19 protein-coding genes are annotated in these 17,538 nt (G+C 47.9%); 1 reads left to right on the top strand and 18 read right to left on the bottom strand.

The features are described 5' to 3' along the window. Positions 1–129: 129 nt before the first annotated feature. Together ACW5MY_RS08590 and ACW5MY_RS08585 are read right to left on the bottom strand one after the other, a co-directional pair. Positions 130–1,797, bottom strand: coding sequence for a DAK2 domain-containing protein (locus ACW5MY_RS08590; protein ID WP_013352225.1), 1,668 nt, complete (start codon positions 1,795–1,797; stop codon positions 130–132). A 15-nt stretch (positions 1,798–1,812) separates the two neighbouring features. Continuing rightward, on the bottom strand, positions 1,813–2,175 hold the full coding sequence (locus tag ACW5MY_RS08585) for an Asp23/Gls24 family envelope stress response protein (protein WP_013352224.1): 363 nt from the start codon (positions 2,173–2,175) through the stop codon (positions 1,813–1,815). 259 nt (positions 2,176–2,434) lie between these two features. Between ACW5MY_RS08585 and rpmB the strand changes: the two genes are divergently transcribed. Further along, on the top strand, positions 2,435–2,623 hold the full coding sequence (gene rpmB, locus ACW5MY_RS08580; RefSeq protein ID WP_003154328.1) for a 50S ribosomal protein L28: 189 nt from the start codon (positions 2,435–2,437) through the stop codon (positions 2,621–2,623). Positions 2,624–2,699: 76 nt separating this feature from the next. Here the strand turns inward: rpmB and spoVM are convergent, their stop codons facing one another. The 16 genes from spoVM to ACW5MY_RS08500 all read right to left on the bottom strand — a co-directional run bounded on the left by spoVM (position 2,700) and on the right by ACW5MY_RS08500 (position 17,501). Next, a complete protein-coding gene (gene spoVM, locus ACW5MY_RS08575; protein WP_003154329.1) occupies positions 2,700–2,780 on the bottom strand; it encodes a stage V sporulation protein SpoVM in 81 nt (26 codons plus the stop codon). Positions 2,781–2,866: 86 nt separating this feature from the next. Then, positions 2,867–3,511 carry a thiamine diphosphokinase gene (locus ACW5MY_RS08570; protein ID WP_013352223.1) on the bottom strand — a complete coding sequence of 215 codons (645 nt, stop codon included), beginning with the start codon at positions 3,509–3,511 and terminating at the stop codon, positions 2,867–2,869. 67 nt (positions 3,512–3,578) lie between these two features. Further along, the gene (gene rpe / locus ACW5MY_RS08565; RefSeq protein ID WP_014470407.1) at positions 3,579–4,232 is read right to left on the bottom strand and encodes a ribulose-phosphate 3-epimerase; all 654 of its coding nucleotides are present in this window, start codon (positions 4,230–4,232) and stop codon (positions 3,579–3,581) included. 1 nt (position 4,233) lies between these two features. Further along, the gene (rsgA, locus tag ACW5MY_RS08560) at positions 4,234–5,124 is read right to left on the bottom strand and encodes a ribosome small subunit-dependent GTPase A (protein WP_014470408.1); all 891 of its coding nucleotides are present in this window, start codon (positions 5,122–5,124) and stop codon (positions 4,234–4,236) included. A gap of 14 nt (positions 5,125–5,138) precedes the next feature. Then, positions 5,139–7,082: a Stk1 family PASTA domain-containing Ser/Thr kinase gene (gene pknB / locus ACW5MY_RS08555; protein WP_014470409.1), complete on the bottom strand. Its 1,944-nt coding sequence runs from the start codon at positions 7,080–7,082 to the stop codon at positions 5,139–5,141. Next, entirely contained in the window at positions 7,076–7,837 is a 762-nt protein-coding gene (locus tag ACW5MY_RS08550) for a Stp1/IreP family PP2C-type Ser/Thr phosphatase (RefSeq protein WP_014470410.1), read from the bottom strand. Before ACW5MY_RS08550 ends, pknB begins: the two co-directional genes overlap by 7 nt. 5 nt (positions 7,838–7,842) lie before the next feature. Beyond that, complete coding sequence (gene rlmN, locus ACW5MY_RS08545; RefSeq protein ID WP_014470411.1) at positions 7,843–8,934, bottom strand: dual-specificity RNA methyltransferase RlmN; 1,092 nt, start codon at positions 8,932–8,934, stop codon at positions 7,843–7,845. A gap of 3 nt (positions 8,935–8,937) precedes the next feature. Continuing rightward, on the bottom strand, positions 8,938–10,281 hold the full coding sequence (rsmB, locus tag ACW5MY_RS08540) for a 16S rRNA (cytosine(967)-C(5))-methyltransferase RsmB (RefSeq protein ID WP_462061844.1): 1,344 nt from the start codon (positions 10,279–10,281) through the stop codon (positions 8,938–8,940). Next, positions 10,268–11,221, bottom strand: coding sequence for a methionyl-tRNA formyltransferase (gene fmt, locus ACW5MY_RS08535; RefSeq protein ID WP_013352216.1), 954 nt, complete (start codon positions 11,219–11,221; stop codon positions 10,268–10,270). Before fmt ends, rsmB begins: the two co-directional genes overlap by 14 nt. A 4-nt stretch (positions 11,222–11,225) precedes the next feature. Beyond that, positions 11,226–11,708 (bottom strand): peptide deformylase, encoded by a 483-nt coding sequence (gene def / locus ACW5MY_RS08530; protein WP_013352215.1) that lies wholly within the window; start codon positions 11,706–11,708, stop codon positions 11,226–11,228. A 23-nt stretch (positions 11,709–11,731) separates the two neighbouring features. Continuing rightward, positions 11,732–14,143 (bottom strand): primosomal protein N', encoded by a 2,412-nt coding sequence (priA, locus tag ACW5MY_RS08525; protein ID WP_289394341.1) that lies wholly within the window; start codon positions 14,141–14,143, stop codon positions 11,732–11,734. Then, the gene (coaBC, locus tag ACW5MY_RS08520) at positions 14,140–15,360 is read right to left on the bottom strand and encodes a bifunctional phosphopantothenoylcysteine decarboxylase/phosphopantothenate--cysteine ligase CoaBC (RefSeq protein ID WP_014470413.1); all 1,221 of its coding nucleotides are present in this window, start codon (positions 15,358–15,360) and stop codon (positions 14,140–14,142) included. The genes priA and coaBC overlap by 4 nt, the downstream gene beginning before the upstream one ends. A gap of 90 nt (positions 15,361–15,450) precedes the next feature. Next, positions 15,451–15,654, bottom strand: coding sequence for a DNA-directed RNA polymerase subunit omega (gene rpoZ, locus ACW5MY_RS08515; RefSeq protein ID WP_003154346.1), 204 nt, complete (start codon positions 15,652–15,654; stop codon positions 15,451–15,453). Positions 15,655–15,657: 3 nt separating this feature from the next. Beyond that, positions 15,658–16,272, bottom strand: coding sequence for a guanylate kinase (gene gmk, locus ACW5MY_RS08510; RefSeq protein WP_013352212.1), 615 nt, complete (start codon positions 16,270–16,272; stop codon positions 15,658–15,660). Positions 16,273–16,279: 7 nt separating this feature from the next. Beyond that, positions 16,280–16,549 (bottom strand): extracellular matrix/biofilm regulator RemA, encoded by a 270-nt coding sequence (gene remA / locus ACW5MY_RS08505; RefSeq protein ID WP_003154355.1) that lies wholly within the window; start codon positions 16,547–16,549, stop codon positions 16,280–16,282. 76 nt (positions 16,550–16,625) lie between these two features. Then, positions 16,626–17,501: a YicC/YloC family endoribonuclease gene (locus tag ACW5MY_RS08500; protein ID WP_014470416.1), complete on the bottom strand. Its 876-nt coding sequence runs from the start codon at positions 17,499–17,501 to the stop codon at positions 16,626–16,628. Between the last annotated feature and the right edge of the window lie 37 nt (positions 17,502–17,538).

The following is a 17,538-nucleotide window of genomic DNA, read 5'->3' as shown; positions in this document are numbered from 1 at the left end:
TCCTTAACATCACTTGATTCAGCGCTTTTCTTTAGACTAATTGAACATTTATAAATTGGCAAGCAGGCGCACTGCCGCACTGCCGCAGGTAAATATAGGCATAAGAATAGAAGGGCCTGATAAGCCCTTCTATTCTGCCGCAATTATATATGGGTACAGAGGCTGTCTGCCGTTATGGATTTCAACCTCGATATCTTCACAGACGCTTGTAATATATTCTGCGAGTTTCTCAGCTTCTTCTTCCGGCGCGTCTTCTCCGTACAGGATGGTGACGATTTCATCTTCTTCCCCGATCATTTCATCCAGCAGCAATTTCGCCGCACTTATCCGATCTTCGGCGCTGCCGATAATCGAACTGTTTAAAATGCCGATAAAATCACCTTTTTTAATATCCTTTCCGTCAATATGGGTGTCTCTGACTGAATATGTCACCTGTCCGCTTTTCACATTCCGGATGGCCTCAAGCATATTGGCTTCATTTACATCAGCCGGCTGGTCAGGGTTAAACGCAAGCAGGGCGGTCATACCTTGCGGCACCGTTTTTGCCGGAATGACAATTACATTTTCTTCAGCCACACTCGCCGCTTGATTGGCAGCCATCACAATATTTGAATTGTTCGGAAGAATGAAAACCGTTTCCGCATTGACAGACTGAACGGCTTCCACAATATCTTCCGTGCTCGGATTCATTGTCTGGCCGCCTTCGATTACGTGTGAAGCGCCGATGCTCGTAAACAGTTCAGAAATGCCTTCTCCCATTGCCACGGTCACGATTCCAAAAGGCTTGCGGGCTTCTTTCATAACGCCGGCCGGCTTTTTTTCATCATGTTCTTGGCTGATAATGGAAGTATGCTGCTCCCTCATGTTTTCAATTTTGATTTTAATTAAATCGCCGTAACGCTGTGCAAGATTGAGCACGTTCCCGGGTTCTTCGGCATGAATATGAACTTTCGCCAGCGTATCATCAGCTACAACCAGCAATGAATCGCCGTAACGGCTCAGTTCGTTTCTGAACGTTTCTTCCTTGAACGTCCGTTTATCTTGATCCAGCCTTACCATCACTTCCGTACAGAATCCGAATTCAATGTCTTCTGTACTCAGCATGCTCTGCGCGCTTTTATGATGCTCGGCATTCACCATATCATCCAGAGCCGGAAGAACCGCTTTTTTCGGTACGGACTCTCCTTTTAAGGAGGCCAAAAAGCCTTCATATACACAAAGCAGACCTTTTCCGCCGCTGTCAACGACACCGACGTCCTTTAAAACAGGCAGCAGGTCCGGCGTGCGGTTCAGCGACGCTTCCGCTTCTTCAATAACAGTCTCCATGACCGCAATGATATCGGTTTCTTCTTTGGCCGAGGCGACCGCTTTTTTAGCCGCATCCTTCGCCACGGTTAAAATCGTTCCTTCAACCGGTTTCATGACCGCCTTATATGCCATATCCACTCCCGCTTGGAGTGCAGCGGCAAATTCTTGGGCGTTTATTTCTTTTTTGTTTTCAATGCTCTTTGTGAAGCCTCTGAATAATTGGGACAAGATCACCCCTGAGTTTCCTCTCGCTCCCATAAGCAGGCCTTTTGACAGGGCGATGCCGACTTTGCCGATGTCAGGTGAGTCAAGGTGCTCTACCTCTCTTGCACCTGATGACATCGATAAATTCATGTTTGTTCCGGTATCGCCGTCCGGCACGGGAAACACATTCAGCGCATCCACCGCGGATGCGTTTTGAGACAATGTCTCAGCCCCCGCCAGAATCATTGCCGCAAAAGCTCTCCCATCTAAGTTTCGTCTAGACAATACTCATCCTCCTCACTACGGGTTCGTTACTCGTACGCCTTGGACATAAATATTTACAGAATCAACTGCAAGTCCGATTGTTTGATTTACTGTGTATTTTACCTTCGTCTGAACATTGTGAGCTACTTCGGATATTTTAGTGCCGTAGCTGACAATAATGTACATGTCGATATGTATTTGTTCTGATTCCTGACGGACATGTACGCCTCTTGCGAAGTTCTCTTTCCGGAGGATTTCAGACAAACCGTCTTTAATCTGGTTTTTGGAGGCCATCCCCACTATTCCGTAACAGTCAATGGCAGCGCCTCCGGCAACCATTGCGATGACTTCGTTGGATATATCAATCTGTCCGTATTTTGTCTTCATTTCAATGGACACACAGGTTCCTCCTTCAGGTGCATAGAGTTATCATTATTCTACTATATGTATCCCATTATGAAAAGAAAAGATACAGAAGCGGCGCTTCAGCGCGGGAGATGTGATTGGTTTTACATGTCAAGTGATTTTTCTTGAAAGTAAGGGAAACAATAGTTGCAAACGGTTTTTAGCTGTGGTAAATTATTTAAAGTATTGTATAACGAAAGCATCTGAGACACTATGTTTGAAAAGATGTTTCGCGCAGTTAGGAGGGAAACAAATGGCACGTAAATGTTTTATTACAGGTAAAAAAACAAAAGCCGGAAACAACCGTTCTCACGCAATGAACGCTTCTAAGCGTACTTGGGGCGCCAACCTTCAAAAGGTCCGCATCCTCGTTGACGGCAAACCTAAAAAAGTGTATGTATCTGCCCGGGCTTTAAAATCCGGTAAAGTTGAGCGTGTATAAGCAAAAATGAACGCCTGCCCTTTTATGCGGCAGGCGTTTTTTATGCGTTCAAAGAGGGCAATTCAGCTTCTTGGGCTTACTCTTTTCTAAATGAGCCCAGCATCGCCCGGACAATTCCTCCTAAAAACTTCGGCAATTTAATGGTATAAAATTTCATTTTGTCCCCTCCTATAAGTCCCGTATCCGCTGCGTTCATCACTTTAGGATTCATGGTTTTTTCCGCATATGGCAGAAGCCGCTTTTCTAATCCGCGCTCCTTACCATTATTAATATGCCTTTTGCAAACGAAAAAGTACCTCGTGAATGAATGAGTTCGTTACTAATACATAGTGTGGAACCCAGGGGAATATGACAATTATCCAGGGGATATTTAAAACCGATGAGTGTCAGGCCGTCTGCGGCTTCCGAAAACGGAATAAAAGAAATATAGCGTCTGCGCACTTTTTCTTCAATTGTATAGCGGCCGGGTTCGAACATCTGAATCTCATTCTGCCGGTCGATCAGCTTGACAACCGTATCCTTATTTAAAGCTTTATACAAAAGCTGAATGTTCCCTAAAAAGTGATCTGCTCTTCCGCCCGTCACACCGAATATCCGAATGTTCTCCGGTTCTTTTTGTAAAGCCCAGTCAAGAGCGAGTTCAAGATCGGTATAATCTTTTTCCGCCTGATACACATGGAGGGCCGGCGCCGCTTTTTGAATCTGCAGGAGCTCTTCTTCCGTAATGCTGTCAAAATCACCGAAAGCTTCCTGCGGAACGATTCCGGCCTCCAAAAGAGCGACCGTCCCTTTATCCACTCCGACCCACGTCGTATCTCCGTCTGTGTACTCGGACAGATCGGGAATAAACTCCCGAGGGCCGCCCGCAACGATATTGATTGTCTTCATATGTTTTCCTTTCCCTCTCAGACGCGAAAAGAGCCGGCGGCTTTCACCGGGCTCTTTATCAGCATGTTTATTCTGCGTTTCGGATCTCAGCGATGGCTTTTTTCCGATCCGGCTGATTATATACGGCGGACCCGGCAACAAGCAGATTAGCGCCCGCTTCAGCGCATAAAGGAGCTGTTTCTTTATTAACGCCCCCGTCCACCTCGATTAAAAGTTCAGAGAGGCCTTTCTCCTCTGCCATCTGTTTGACTTGACGGATTTTCGGAAGAACCGAGTGAATAAAGCGCTGACCTCCAAAACCGGGGTTCACCGTCATTAACAGCACAAGGTCCAACTCATCGATCACATGTTCAATGATTTGAACGGGCGTATGCGGATTGAGCACAACTCCCGCTTTTATCCCCTGCTCTTTTATCAATTGAATGGTCCGGTGAAGATGCGGACACGCCTCAGCGTGAACGGAAAGGATGTCCGCACCGGCTTTTGCAAATGCTGGGATGTAGCGGTCCGGGTTTTCAATCATAAGATGGACATCCAGCGGCAGATCAGTCACTGGACGGACGGCTTCAACGATAAGCGGTCCGATTGTAATGTTAGGGACGAAATGGCCATCCATGACATCAATATGGATATAGTCCGCTCCTCCTTTTTCCACGTCTTTAATTTCCTCGCCCAGTGAAGCAAAATCGGCGGAAAGAATTGATGGCGCAACCTTAATCATATTAATACCTCGGCTTTCTCTCTTTTATTTCCTGCATAAATTCTTTGTAATGCTCATAGCGGTACGGCTGAATGTCTCCTTCTTCCACCGCTTGCTTTACCGCGCATTTCGGCTCCTTCAGATGCAGACAGCCTCTGAATTTGCATGAGGCGCTTATTTCTCTGATCTCAGGGAACGTGCTGCCCAGCTCTTCTTCCTCAATGCCGGTGAATTCAAGCGAACTGAACCCCGGAGTATCCGCCACAAGACCGCCTGATGTATGAATGAGCTCTACATGGCGTGTCGTATGTTTCCCGCGTCCTAAATGAGTGGAAATCTCGTTTGTTTTCAGCTCAAGCTCCGGGCTGATCGCATTTAAAAGCGAAGATTTTCCGACTCCGGACTGCCCGGCAAACACCGTGGTTTTATTCGCGAAGTGTTTCACAATGCCTGTTAAGCCGCTGTTTTCTTTTGACGACGTCACATATACGTCATAACCGATCGCCTGATAGTCTTTCATGTAAGATAGAATCTTCTCTTTCGATTCCCCGTCTGAAGCTAAGTCCATTTTTGTTATGCAGATGATCGGGTGAATGCCGTTGGCTTCCACAAGAACGAGAAACCGGTCCAATAAGGACGTGCTGAACGCCGGCTGAACGGCGGAAAAGACGAGAACGGCCTGGTCCACATTTGATATCGGCGGCCTGACCAGCTCGTTTGTTCGTTCTTTGATTTCCAACAGGTAGCCTTCTTTATCATTTTCAGCCTGATAAACGGCATAATCGCCGACCAGAGGCGTTATTTTATTCTTTCTGAAAATGCCCCGGCCTCTGCATTGAATGATCTTGTCCTGTGATTCATCCAGGACATAATAGAATCCGCTTAACGCTTTAATAATTTTGCCCTCAGGCATACGGTCCCTCCTTGTCAGTCATTATCTTTCGGGTATTCAATCGTTTTGTAGCTGACGACTTTATGATCGACCATCACTTGATAATACCCCTTCTGTCCCTGATCAATCTTCAGTTCAATTGTTTTTTCAGTCGGTTCTTTTATTTTAAACGAATCATACGTATCAGAGATGCTGTGGTCTTTATCATCGATGGCGATTTGCACTTCGAGCTCGTCCCCTTCATGTTCGGGTTCGTAGGGGATGCTGATTTTTTCTTTTACCGTTTTGGCCGGTTTTTCTTCAGGCCCGAGCGAAAACGTTACTTCAACATCACTTCCCGGCTTAACCGCAGTGCCGGCTGACGGCTCTTGCTTCATGACCTGTCCCTCAGGCACGTCATCTGAGTGAGCTTCCTTTTCAACAAGCTGCAGGCCGTTATCTTCAAGATACCCGGAAGCCGCTTCTTTGCTGTATGTTTTTAAGTCTCTCAGCGTAACGTCCGCCGGTCCGAGGCTGACTGTTAAGCTGACTTCATCATCACTTGCGACCATGTCGGTGCCGGCTGATGGGTTCTGATCAATTACAGTGCCAGCCGCACTGTCATCGTTCTCTTCTTTTACATTGACATGTTTGAAGCCTTTATCCTTAAGCGTTTTTTTCGCATCATCGATCGGCCGGCCTTTCACGTCAATCAGCCGGGTTTTCGGTTTCCCGATGCTTTTGTACAGTTTTACAGAAGAGCCTTCTTTAACGGCAGAACCCGCTTTCGGATCAGTTTTGACCATTAATCCCTCTTCGATTTTTTCATCTTCAATGTCCGTCATATCAGGATCCGCTTGGAGGCCGTTCTTTTCAAGCAGGGCTTCCGCTTTTTCGTACTTCATGCCCCGTACATCGGGGACGCTTACCTCTTTTGGCATAAACAAAGACGGGAACACGGTGACCGCAAGAACAGCCGCCATTATGAAAATAAAGCAGACAGCCAGCAAAACCCACGGCCATTTCCGTTTCTTCTTTTTGGCGGACGGCTGTTCTTTATCATCCGTCTCTGCCGGCGTTTCCGCCTGCGGCGCGGCTATCGCACCGTCAGTAATAACGGGAATCGCTTTCGTCATTTCCTCATCATCCTGCACGGAGAATTTTTGTTCATTCAGCCTGCCGGCGTCAAAAGCCGTTCTGATGTCCGCTTCCATGTCCTCTGCGCTTTCATAGCGGTGAAACGGGTCTTTGGCGGTTGCCTTTAAAATAATGTTTTCCACGCTCTGCGGAATGGAAGGGTTCCACTTTCTGGCGGAAGGCGTTTCTGCTTGCAGGTGCTTTAACGCAATGCTGACGGCTGATTCTCCGTCAAAAGGCATTTTGCCTGTTAAAAGCTCAAACAGCACGATGCCGAGCGCGTAAATATCCGATTTTTTCGTTGCCAGACCGCCTCTCGCCTGCTCCGGAGACAAATAATGAACCGAGCCGAGCACAGAATTCGTATGTGTGATTGTCGTCGAAGTGAGAGCTGTGGCGATGCCGAAATCCGTCACCTTAATATGTCCTAAATGATCTATCAAAATATTGTGCGGTTTGATATCCCGGTGCACGATATGGTTATGATGGGCATGGGCGATGGCTGAGACGATCTGCTCCATAACAGACAGCGCTTCTTTCGGATGAAGCGGTCCGTGTGCGGTTATGTATTCCTTTAACGTCATGCCTTCCACATATTCCATGACAATATAATAAATGTCGCCTTCCTCCCCGATATCGTAAATACTGACGATATTCGGATGATCAAGGCTTGATGCCGACTGTGCTTCTCTTCTGAAACGCCTGATAAAATCAATGTCATTCACAAAGTCAAACCGCAGAATCTTAATTGCGACTTCACGTTCGAGAATGATGTCCTCAGCTAAAAAAACGTTCGCCATTCCGCCGCCGCCAATGGGCCGGAGGATATGATAACGCCCGCTGATCCGCTTGCCGGTTAGCACTTGTCTTCACCCTCTTTTGCATCTGCGGAAAGCTCAATCAATACAGCCGTGATGTTGTCCTCGCCGCCGTTTTGATTCGCTTTGCTGATGAGAAGGTCTACCTTTTCCTGAGGCGCAGATTCGGCTTGAAGCATTTGTTTGATCTCGTGATCTTCTATTTTATTTGACAGTCCGTCAGAGCATAAAAGCAGCTGATCGCCGTCAGAAAGCTCAAACGAACGGGCGTCGGGGCTGATGGTTTCATCAGTCCCCAGCGCTCTCGTCAGTACATTTTTCCGCGGATGATGCTCGGCGTCCTCTTTTGAAATTTCTCCCGTCTTGACCAGCTCATTCACAAGCGAATGGTCTTCAGTCAGCTGAGTGAATTCCCCGTCTTGAAGCAGGTAGCACCGGCTGTCTCCGATATGGGCGACAGTGACAAATTTCCCCGTGAATAAGGCGCAGACAACGGTTGTGCCCATTCCCCGGCATTCTTCATTCGCTTTAGCGTGGTCATATACCTTGGCATTCGCCTCATGAATCCGGTCTTTCAGCCAAACCTCGCAATCAGATGGCAGTGAAGGAACCGTTTCAGCTTGGTTCCACTGCTCTTCCATCGCTGCAACCGCCATCCTGCTCGCCACATCTCCGGCTAGGTGACCGCCCATGCCGTCGGCGACAACCGCAAGCGCCGCTTCTTCTTTTGTGAAAATGCCCGCCGCATCTTCATTATGCTGGCGGACTTTACCTGTATCTGTTTTCAAGGCTGTAATCAACCTCTTCACCTCGTCTCGTCTTGACGCTCCTTCGCGCGAAGCTGACCGCAGGCCGCGTCAATGTCATGGCCTTGCTCTCTTCTGATCGTGACATTTACACCGCGGGATTTTAACGTTTTTTCGAATGCGAAAATCTGATCTCTCGGTGTGCGGACGTAATCCCGTTCAGGCACATAGTTTACAGGAATTAAGTTGACATGGCATTTAACGCCTTTTAACAGTTCTGCAAGCTCTTCTGCGTGTTCGACCTGATCATTTACGCCTCCGAACAAGCCGTATTCAAAGCTGATCCGTCTGCCTGTTTTCTCAATATAATATTTGACAGCTTCCATAAGGTCAGGAAGCTTATAAGCTTTGTTAATCGGCATCAGGCGGCTTCTGATCTCCGTATTCGGGGCATGCAGAGAAATCGCGAAATTGATCTGCATTTTTTGATCTGCGAAATCGTATATCTTCGGAATGATGCCGCTTGTGGAAACCGTAATATGACGCGCTCCGATGTTCAGCCCTTTATCATGGTTAATGATTTTTAAGAAAGCGAGCATTTCATTGAAATTATCAAACGGCTCTCCGATACCCATGATAACGACTGAGCTGACGCGTTCATCCGTTTCATCAAGCGCCTTTTGCACTTTCACGACTTGAGCGACGATTTCTCCCGCTTCAAGATTCCGTTTCAATCCGCCGAGCGTTGACGCACAAAATGTGCAGCCGATGCGGCAGCCGACCTGTGTCGTTACACATACAGAATTGCCATACTCATGTCTCATTAAAACCGTTTCAATTGTATAACCGTCATGAAGCTCAAATAAAAATTTCATTGTGCCGTCTTGTGACGTCTGCTTTACAGCCGTTTTCAGCGTTGTCATCACAAAATTGCTCTCGAGTTTTTCACGCAGGCTTTTTGAAAGGTTTGTCATTTCATCAAATGAAGACACCCGTTTTTCATACAGCCATTCAAAAATCTGTGCTGCTCGGAACGGTTTTTCGCCATTCTCGGTCAGCCATTGTTTGATTTCATCTAATTCAAAAGAGTAAATGGACGGCTGCTCAGTCCGCAGCTCTTTCCGTACGCTTGTCTTTTTTAATTGTGTCATTTTTTATCCCTTCTTTCTCATGCTGCTAATAAAGAAACCGTCTGTTCCGAAATAATGCGGAAGAATTTGAAGGCTTCCATCCTGAACAAAGGGTCTCGCCTTTTCAGGCAGCCGCTTTTCAAGAGACAAATCGGGTTCAAACTCAGGGTGTTCTTGTATAAACGCATGCATAACTTCTTCATTTTCTGTCCGATCCATTGTACACGTACTGTATACGAGTGTGCCACCTTTTTTTACTAATGGGGCGATTTCCCTTAAAATGCCGAGCTGGATCTCTGACAGCCGTCTGCTGTCCTCCGGCGTCTTCGTATATTTCATATCGGGTTTTCTTCTGATAACTCCGAAGCCTGAGCACGGGGCATCAACGAGAATCCGGTCAAACCGTTCTGCGCCAAAAGCGTCCCCCGCTTTCCTTGCATCCATCGTTTGCGCGTCGATGATCGTAAGTCCGAGCCGTTCTGCTCCCTCTTGAATCAGCTTCACTTTATGTCGGTGAAGATCAAGTGACGTCAGGCTGCCTTCGTTCTTCATCAGTTCCGCGATGTGAGCCGACTTTCCTCCCGGTGCGGCGCATGCGTCAAGCACGGTTTCCCCCGGTTTCGGATCCAGCGCCCGCGCGACAAGCATTGAGCTCTCATCCTGAATGGATACTTGCCCGTTTTGGAAAAATTCCGTGCTCGCGATGCTTCCTTTTAAAAGCTTAATCGCATCAGGAGAAAGGTCTCCGGCTTCCGCTTCCAGACCAGCATTCTCCATCTCATTCAGCAGCGTTTCCTTGTCAGCCTTGATCCGGTTGACACGGAGCGTCTGTTTCGGCGGAACGAGATGAATCCGGCAGATCTTTTCAGCCGTCTCAAAGCCGTACGCTTCGACCCACTCTTTTACGAGCCATTCGGGATGGCTCGTCTCTGTTGAAAGACGGGGAACCGGGTCTTCGATTTCAGCGAATGACGGCGCCCCCTCACGCTGCAGAGAGCGGAGGATGCCGTTGACAAAGGATGCGATGCCCTTATGCCCGCGTTTTTTGGCGATTTCAACCGCTTCATGGATGGCGGCGCGGTCCGGAATTTTTTCTAAATACTCCATTTGATATGCGGACAGACGCAGCAGCTGAATCACCCATGGCTTCACCTTATTCGGCTTGCGGATAAAAGGCTTCAGCATATAGTCTAAAGCGATTTTATTTTGCAGCGTTCCGTAGACAAGCTCTGTCAGCAGTCCTCGGTCCTGATCGCTGAGCGTGTTCGTTTTGATAACCGATGTAAGAAGCAGGTTGCTGTATGCCTGATTTTGCTCAAGCTTTTCAAGCGCTTCAAGGGCAAGCTCCCGGACATTAATTTTCTTCATCTGCTGCTCCTAACACGTCACCGGACTGCACATTTTTGCCTCTTACAAAATCCTCGCCCTTCATCCGTTTTTTTCCCGCCGGCTGCAGCTCTGTGATCAAAAGGGCGGTGCCGTTTCCTGATGCAACGACAATGCCGTTTTGCTCCGCACGGATGACAGTTCCCGGCGCTGCTTCAGTATTGGCCGCAACTTTTTCAGATGCCCACACTTTGATGTTTTGTCCGTTCAACGTTGTATAGGCGACAGGCCAAGGGTTTAAGCCTCTGATCTGGTTGTAAATGTCTTCTCCGGGCTTTGTCCAATCAATCCGCTCCTGCTCGCGCTTAATGTTAGGCGCGTAAGTCGCTTTTGATTCGTCCTGCCTGATCGGTTTAATATTTCCGGAAATGACGTTCGGAACGGTCTCTGACAAAAGCTTCGCCCCCGCTACGCTTAATTTGTCGTGGAGCGTGCCGACGTTATCTGTTTCATCAATTTCCACTTCGATTTTAGAAATCATATCGCCCGCATCAAGCTTTTCAACCATATACATGATCGTCACGCCCGTTTTCTTTTTGCCTTGAAGAATCGAATAATGTATCGGCGCTCCGCCTCTTAATTCAGGCAGAAGTGAAGCGTGCACGTTGATACAGCCGTATTTCGGGCCGTCCAGCAGCTGCTTGGGCAAAATCTGTCCGAATGCCGCCGTAACAATCAGGTCCGGCTTCAGGCTGAGCACTTTTTCTATTTCTTCTTCAAGCCTTACTTTTTCGGGCTGAAGCACGGGAATACCGTGGCGTTCAGCTTCAGCCTTTACAGGAGGAGGCGTCATGATTTTTTTTCTGCCTTTCGGGCGGTCAGGCTGCGTAACGACCCCTGCCACTTCATATCCGTCTTCAATAAGTGTGCGCAGCACGGGAACTGAAAAGTCGGGTGTTCCCATAAAAACGATCCTTGTCATCCAATCATCCTTCCATTTCTGCCAGTTCTTCTTCAGTGTAGTAAGCCGTGATTTTTGATGTGAATAAAATGCCTTCTAAATGATCCATTTCATGCTGGATGGCCCTGGCCAAAAAACCTTCCGCTTCTACAATAAACGGTTTTCCTTTACGGTCATAAGCTTTCACCTTTACGTAATCGGGGCGGGTGACCTCACCGTATACTCCCGGAAAGCTTAAGCAGCCCTCGACTCCGATCTGTTCACCGCTCTTTTCAAGAATGACCGGATTTACAAGATCGATCCGGCCGCTTTCTTCACCGATATCCACGACGGCCGCTCTTTTTAAAATGCCGATTTGCGGCGCGGCAAGGCCGACGCCATCCATTTCGAGCATCGTATCGTACATGTCATCAAGCAGTTTTTTTAATTTTTTATCAAACACTGTCACTTCTTCGGCAGGTGTTTCCAGAACCTCCGCCGGGTGTGTGACGATTTTTTTCACAGCCAAAATTTTGCCCTCCAAAACTAATGTTACATCAGCATGTACGGATTCATATCAATTGAAATCATTACATGCTTTTGCGCAATGTCGCGTTTATAATGCTCCAGAATTTTTTTCAACTGAATCTGCAACTCGTTTTCCTGTCTGTATTTTATCACGCATTGATAGCGATATCTATCTTTGATCCTGGCAATCGGGGAAGCCGCCGGCCCGAGAATTTTCGTGTCCGGTCCGCATCCCGCTCTTAAATAGTTTGTAATCTTTTCAGCGGTGACCGCGGCTTTTGCGGATTCTTCATGAGAAACGGTCACCAGCGCCACGTAATAATAAGGCGGATATGACTGGGCCCGCCTGTGCGCCATCTCCTGCTGAAAGAAAGTTTCATAGTCATGCGTTTTCGTCAGCTGAATGCTGTAATGAGACGGTGTGTACGTTTGTATGACTACCGTTCCCGGCTTTTCATGCCGCCCGGCCCGTCCGCTTACCTGCGTCAACAGCTGAAATGTCTTCTCCGCCGCCCTGAAATCAGGGATGTGAAGCGTCGTATCTGCGCTTAATACTCCGACGAGCGTCACGTTCGGAAAATCAAGCCCTTTTGCGATCATTTGCGTACCGAGCAGGATATCCGCTTTTCCTTCACCGAAAGCTGACAATAGCTTTTCATGAGCGCCTTTTCTTGAGGTCGTGTCCACATCCATCCTGATCACGCGCGCCTGAGGCAGCACTTTGGTAAGCTCCTCCTCTACACGCTGCGTTCCCGTGCCGAAAAAGCGGATATGCTCACTGCCGCATTCCGGGCACGTTCCCGGAACAGGCTCCTCATGGCCGCAGTAATGGCATTTCAGCCTTTGTCCGTAGCGGTGATAGGTCATTGAAATGTCGCAATGCGGACATTGGGGCACATAACCGCAGTCCCGGCACATCACAAACGAAGAATATCCCCGTTTATTCAGAAAGAGAACGGCCTGCTCTTTTTTCGCAAGCTTCTCCTCCAGCTGTTCCATCAGCTCTTTTGAAAACATCGATCTGTTGCCGTTTCGCAGTTCTTCTCTCATATCAACGAGAGATACATCCGGCATGAGCTGGCGATTTACGCGGTGTTTTAACGGAAGCAGCTCATAAACGCCTTTTTTGGCCCGTGCAAATGACTCCAATGTCGGCGTGGCGCTCCCGAGGACGACCGGACAGCTGTGATGCTCGGCCCTGCGGATGGCTACGTCTTTTGCATGGTACCGCGGCATTTCCTCCTGCTTATAGGAGGATTCGTGCTCTTCATCAATAATGATCATGCCGAGATTTTCAAATGGGGCAAAGATAGCCGATCTGGCTCCGACGACGAGCTTTACTTCCTTACGCTGAATTTTGCGCCATTCATCGTATTTTTCACCTGTTGATAATCCGCTGTGCATGACCGCAACCTGTGAGCCGAAGCGGCCTTTAAAACGATTGACCATTTGCGGCGTCAATGAGATTTCCGGAACAAGCACGATGGCTTCTTTTCCTTTAGCCAGCACCTTTTCGATAGACTGCAGGTAAATTTCCGTTTTGCCGCTCCCTGTCACACCGTGAAGCAGAAAGACGTGATGAACATGATCGGCTACGGCCTTCTTAATCGGCTCAAAAGCGGCATGCTGCTCTTCAGTAAGAGAGAGAGGCTCTGTTTTTTTGAACATTCTGTCCTGATAAGGATCGCGGTAAACCTCCTCAAAGCTTTCCGTAAGAAGCCCCTTTTTAAGAAGCGTTTTCAGCGTCGCTGAACTGGAATCGGTCTTTTGGCAAAGGTCAGCCGCGGAAATTTTTGCTCCCCCGTCAATAAAATAAGTAAGCACGGCAAGCTGTTTAAAAGCCTGTTTTGTCAATGAATCTGCGTGCCGGGCGAGTTCTTCTTTGTCTGCCCCCGCCTCAATCATGCGGATCATTTTTTTATTCGTTTTCTGGGCGACTTTATAGGTGACATCAATGCTTCCTTTGCGCACGAATTTTTGCAGTGCCGAAAGAATACGTTCATCGGTAATATCTGAGTACAGAAGGCTCTTCTGATTTCTGAAAAGCTGCCTGATGTCCGGTGTCAGCGCTTCTTCGTCAACGACTTTCAGCTCTTTCTCGTACTTCGCCTTCAGTGCGGCCGGCAGCATTGCCTGTAGTGCCGTGATTTTAAACGATAGCGTTTTGTCAGAAAGCCATGAAGACAGCTGCATCAGCTCTTCCGTCAGAACGGGTGTCAAATCAAGAAGCTTCTCGACTTCCTTCATTTGCCCGCCGTTTAATTCAGACGAATCTTTCAAACCGGTCACGAACCCTTGAAGCTTGCGCGGGCCGAACGGGACAATCACCCGCATGCCGACTTCGATCATCCCTCTTAAATGATCGGGAATTTTGTAATCAAAGGGCCTGTCAATGTTTTTGGAGCTGACATCGACAATGACTTCTGCCACATTCATACGGGTTTTTGGTCCTCTGCTTTCAAAGCGGTCATTTCCTTCAGCATTTCAAAGGAAACGTCAAGTTTAGACATAAGCGCAAGCTCCCGTTTTCTTCCGTCCCGGAAATAGAAGGTGACGACATTCGTATCTGTGCCAAACCCCGCTCCTTCGGCTTTCACATCATTCGCAACGATCATATCAAGGTTTTTCTGTTCGAGTTTTCTGCGCGCATAGCGTTCGACGTCTTGCGTTTCAGCCGCGAATCCGACCAGAAGCTGGTGTGTTTTCCGTTCGCCCAGTTCTTTCAGTATGTCTGCCGTACGGTTGAATTCGATCACGAGTGAACCGTCTTTCTTCTTCATTTTGTGATCAGAAACAGCCGCCGGCGTAAAATCGGCCACGGCCGCCGTCTTAATCACGATGTCGCATGAATCAAACACAGAAAGCACGGCTTCTCTCATATCTGCTGCTGATTGCACCGGAAGGAACTGATACAGCCCCCGAGGCGGCTCTAACGACACCGGGCCTGAAATCAGCGTCACCCGCGCACCGAGACGGACGGCAGCTTCGGCAGCGGCATAGCCCATTTTGCCGGTGGATTTATTTGTGAAAAAACGGACGGGGTCCACTGCTTCGCGCGTCGGGCCGGCTGTAATGACAATATGTTTTCCTTTCAGCGGCGCATCGTCTTCAGGTTTCTTAAAATGCTCTCTGACACGCTCAACAATAAGCTCCGGCTCCTCTAATCTTCCTTTGCCGACATATCCGCATGCCAAATAGCCTTCACTCGGCTCGATAAAGCGGACGCCGTCCTGATAAAGCACGGAGATGTTCCGCTTCACCGCCGGATGATCATACATATGGACATTCATCGCAGGCGCCACCCAGACCGGGGCCTCCGCTGCCAGCACCGTCGTTGTGAGCATATCGTCGGCAATTCCGTTGGCAAGCTTGCCGATGACGTTTGCCGTAGCGGGTGCGACAATGATTAAATCCGCCCAGTCAGCGGCATCTATATGCGAAATAACCTTCGGATTTTGTTCTTTAAATGTATCTGTATACACTTCATTCCGGCTCAGCGCCTGAAATGTCAGCGGAGAAACAAACTCACGCGCGGACTCAGTCATAATCACTTTTACGTTCGCACCGGCCTGAACCAGTTTGCTGGTAAGCGCAGAAGCTTTATAAACGGCAATCCCTCCGCTGACGCATAGCAGAATGTTTCGGTTTTTCATGAAGTCTTCTCCCCTTTATGAAAACATTGGACAAATCCTAAACGGAAAAAAATAACAACCTATGTAGAGATAGGTTGCTACGTGTGCTTGTTATTCGCTGTCTTCTCTTTCAAACGAAAGCAGGCCCGCGTCAATTTCTTCCAAAGCTTTGCCTACATATTTGTGAGAAATAGTATGTTCAATCTGCTGGTCTTTTTTGATCTGCATTTCGCGCGCGCGTCTTGCAGACACAGTGACCAGCGTATATTTAGAATCTAATTTATTCATTAAAGAGTCAATTGACGGATCTAACATAAGTTATTCTACCTCCAGCATTTTCTTATATCTCGGAGCAACGCGTTCACGCTTTAAGTGCTCGGCGAGAACAATTGCGTTAATCTTATCACAAGCCGTTTGGATATCATCGTTTTCCACGACATAATCATACGCGTCCATCATTTCGATTTCAGCTTTTGCGGCCTTCATTCTGTTTTCAATTAAATCGTCGGTTTCAGTTCCTCTTGTCACGATTCTGTTTTTCAGCTCAGAAAGACTCGGCGGCGCTAAGAAGATAAACAGGCCTTCCGGAAATGCATTCCGCACTTGGAGCGCGCCCTGCACTTCAATCTCTAAGAAGACGTCTTTTCCTTCTTGAAGCGTCTGTTCGACATAATCGACGGGCGTTCCGTAATAGTTGCCGACATATTCCGCCCACTCAAGCAGTTTGTTGTTTTCAATCATGCGTTCGAATTCATCTCTTGATTTAAAGAAATAATCGACGCCGTCGACCTCGCCCTCTCTCGGGTTTCTCGTCGTGACTGAAATTGAGTATTCAAATTTCGTGTCTTCTTGTGAAAATATTGCTTGCCGAACCGTTCCTTTTCCAACTCCTGAGGGACCTGAGAGAACGATTAATAACCCTCTTTCTTTCATGCGGCAATTACCCCTGCCCTTCATCCATAATTTCTTCTTTCACAGAAAGTCTGTGTGCAACTGTCTCAGGCTGGACGGCAGATAAGATAATGTGATCACTATCCATGACGACAACTGCACGGGTTCTTCGTCCGTATGTAGCGTCTATTAGCATTCCGCGGTCTCTTGCATCCTGAATCATTCGCTTTATTGGCGCAGACTCCGGGCTGACAATCGAAATCATCCGATTGGCGGAGATGATATTGCCAAATCCGATATTAATCAGTTTAATCGTCATCTTCTACGTTCCCCCTGTAAAATAGACGTCTCTAGTGTAACCCGAAGAGACCGTCTGTAAACAATACGCACAGTCGCTATTCTATATTTTGCACTTGTTCCTTCAATTTTTCAATAGAACTTTTCATTTCCACGACAAGCTTTGTGATTTGATGATCATTGGCTTTTGAGCCGATCGTGTTCGCTTCGCGGTTAAGCTCCTGCACGAGGAAATCAAGTTTGCGTCCGACTGCCCCGCCTTCTTTTAATATATCACGGAATTGAACAAAATGGCTCTTCAATCTGGTAATTTCTTCCGTAATATCAGAACGGTCGGCGAAAATGGCGCATTCCGTGACCAGCCTGCTTTCGTCGAGTGCGTCCTCCGTCCATTCCTTCATGCGGGCGTAAAGGCGCTCGCGGTAATGCATAACAACGGCCGAAGCGCGGTCTTTCACCTGTTCGGACAGCGTCTCAAGCCGCCCAATGTGCAGAAAACAGTCTTCCGCCAAAAGCCGGCCTTCTTTTTCCCTCATGTCACAAAGTTCCTTTACCGCAAGTTCAGCGGCTTCCCTGATGACTTCTTCAAGCTTGTCATCACGCATCTGCTCTTCGTGAATCTGCGCAATATGTTCAAAAGTAAAGAAATCCATTGCATCGGGTTCCGCGGCCAGACTGTAGCGCTCTTTCATGACACGTGCGGCGCTCACATATTCATCAAGGAGCTCCCAATCAATTTTCAGGCTTCTTTTTATGAGCGCGTCACTGTTTACAGTGAGAAACAGCTCTACTCTTCCGCGCTGTATATGCTGCAATATCATTTGTTTCAGCTTATCCTCTACATATAGCAAAGGCCGTGGCAGACGGGCGTTCACTTCTTTGAACCGGTAATTGACGGATTTCAATTCAACGGTTGCCGAGAGATCGCCTTTTGTGCTGCTTGCGCTGCCGAAGCCTGTCATACTCCGTATCATATGAAACACCCAATTCTTTCCCGTTATCAAAATAAAA

This window comes from Bacillus sp. Bwzl_19, from assembly GCF_054900515.1.
Note: the sequence above shows the minus strand (reverse complement) of the source record. Positions and strands in the feature narration are given on the sequence as shown.

Coding starts and splice junctions, on each gene's coding strand:
- ACW5MY_RS08570 (WP_013352223.1), bottom strand. CDS start 3,511: ATGAAGACAATCAATATCGTTGCGGGCGGCCCTCGGGAGTTTATTCCC.
- rsmB (WP_462061844.1), bottom strand. CDS start 10,281: ATGAAGAAAATTAATGTCCGGGAGCTTGCCCTTGAAGCGCTTGAAAAG.
- remA (WP_003154355.1), bottom strand. CDS start 16,549: ATGACGATTAAACTGATTAATATCGGATTTGGCAATATCATCTCCGCC.
- spoVM (WP_003154329.1), bottom strand. CDS start 2,780: ATGAAATTTTATACCATTAAATTGCCGAAGTTTTTAGGAGGAATTGTC.
- rlmN (WP_014470411.1), bottom strand. CDS start 8,934: ATGACACAATTAAAAAAGACAAGCGTACGGAAAGAGCTGCGGACTGAG.
- priA (WP_289394341.1), bottom strand. CDS start 14,143: ATGAATGTGGCAGAAGTCATTGTCGATGTCAGCTCCAAAAACATTGAC.
- gmk (WP_013352212.1), bottom strand. CDS start 16,272: ATGAAAGAAAGAGGGTTATTAATCGTTCTCTCAGGTCCCTCAGGAGTT.
- ACW5MY_RS08500 (WP_014470416.1), bottom strand. CDS start 17,501: ATGATACGGAGTATGACAGGCTTCGGCAGCGCAAGCAGCACAAAAGGC.
- rpoZ (WP_003154346.1), bottom strand. CDS start 15,654: ATGTTAGATCCGTCAATTGACTCTTTAATGAATAAATTAGATTCTAAA.
- fmt (WP_013352216.1), bottom strand. CDS start 11,221: ATGACAAGGATCGTTTTTATGGGAACACCCGACTTTTCAGTTCCCGTG.
- rsgA (WP_014470408.1), bottom strand. CDS start 5,124: ATGCCTGAGGGCAAAATTATTAAAGCGTTAAGCGGATTCTATTATGTC.
- coaBC (WP_014470413.1), bottom strand. CDS start 15,360: ATGAAAAACCGAAACATTCTGCTATGCGTCAGCGGAGGGATTGCCGTT.
- rpe (WP_014470407.1), bottom strand. CDS start 4,232: ATGATTAAGGTTGCGCCATCAATTCTTTCCGCCGATTTTGCTTCACTG.
- rpmB (WP_003154328.1), top strand. CDS start 2,435: ATGGCACGTAAATGTTTTATTACAGGTAAAAAAACAAAAGCCGGAAAC.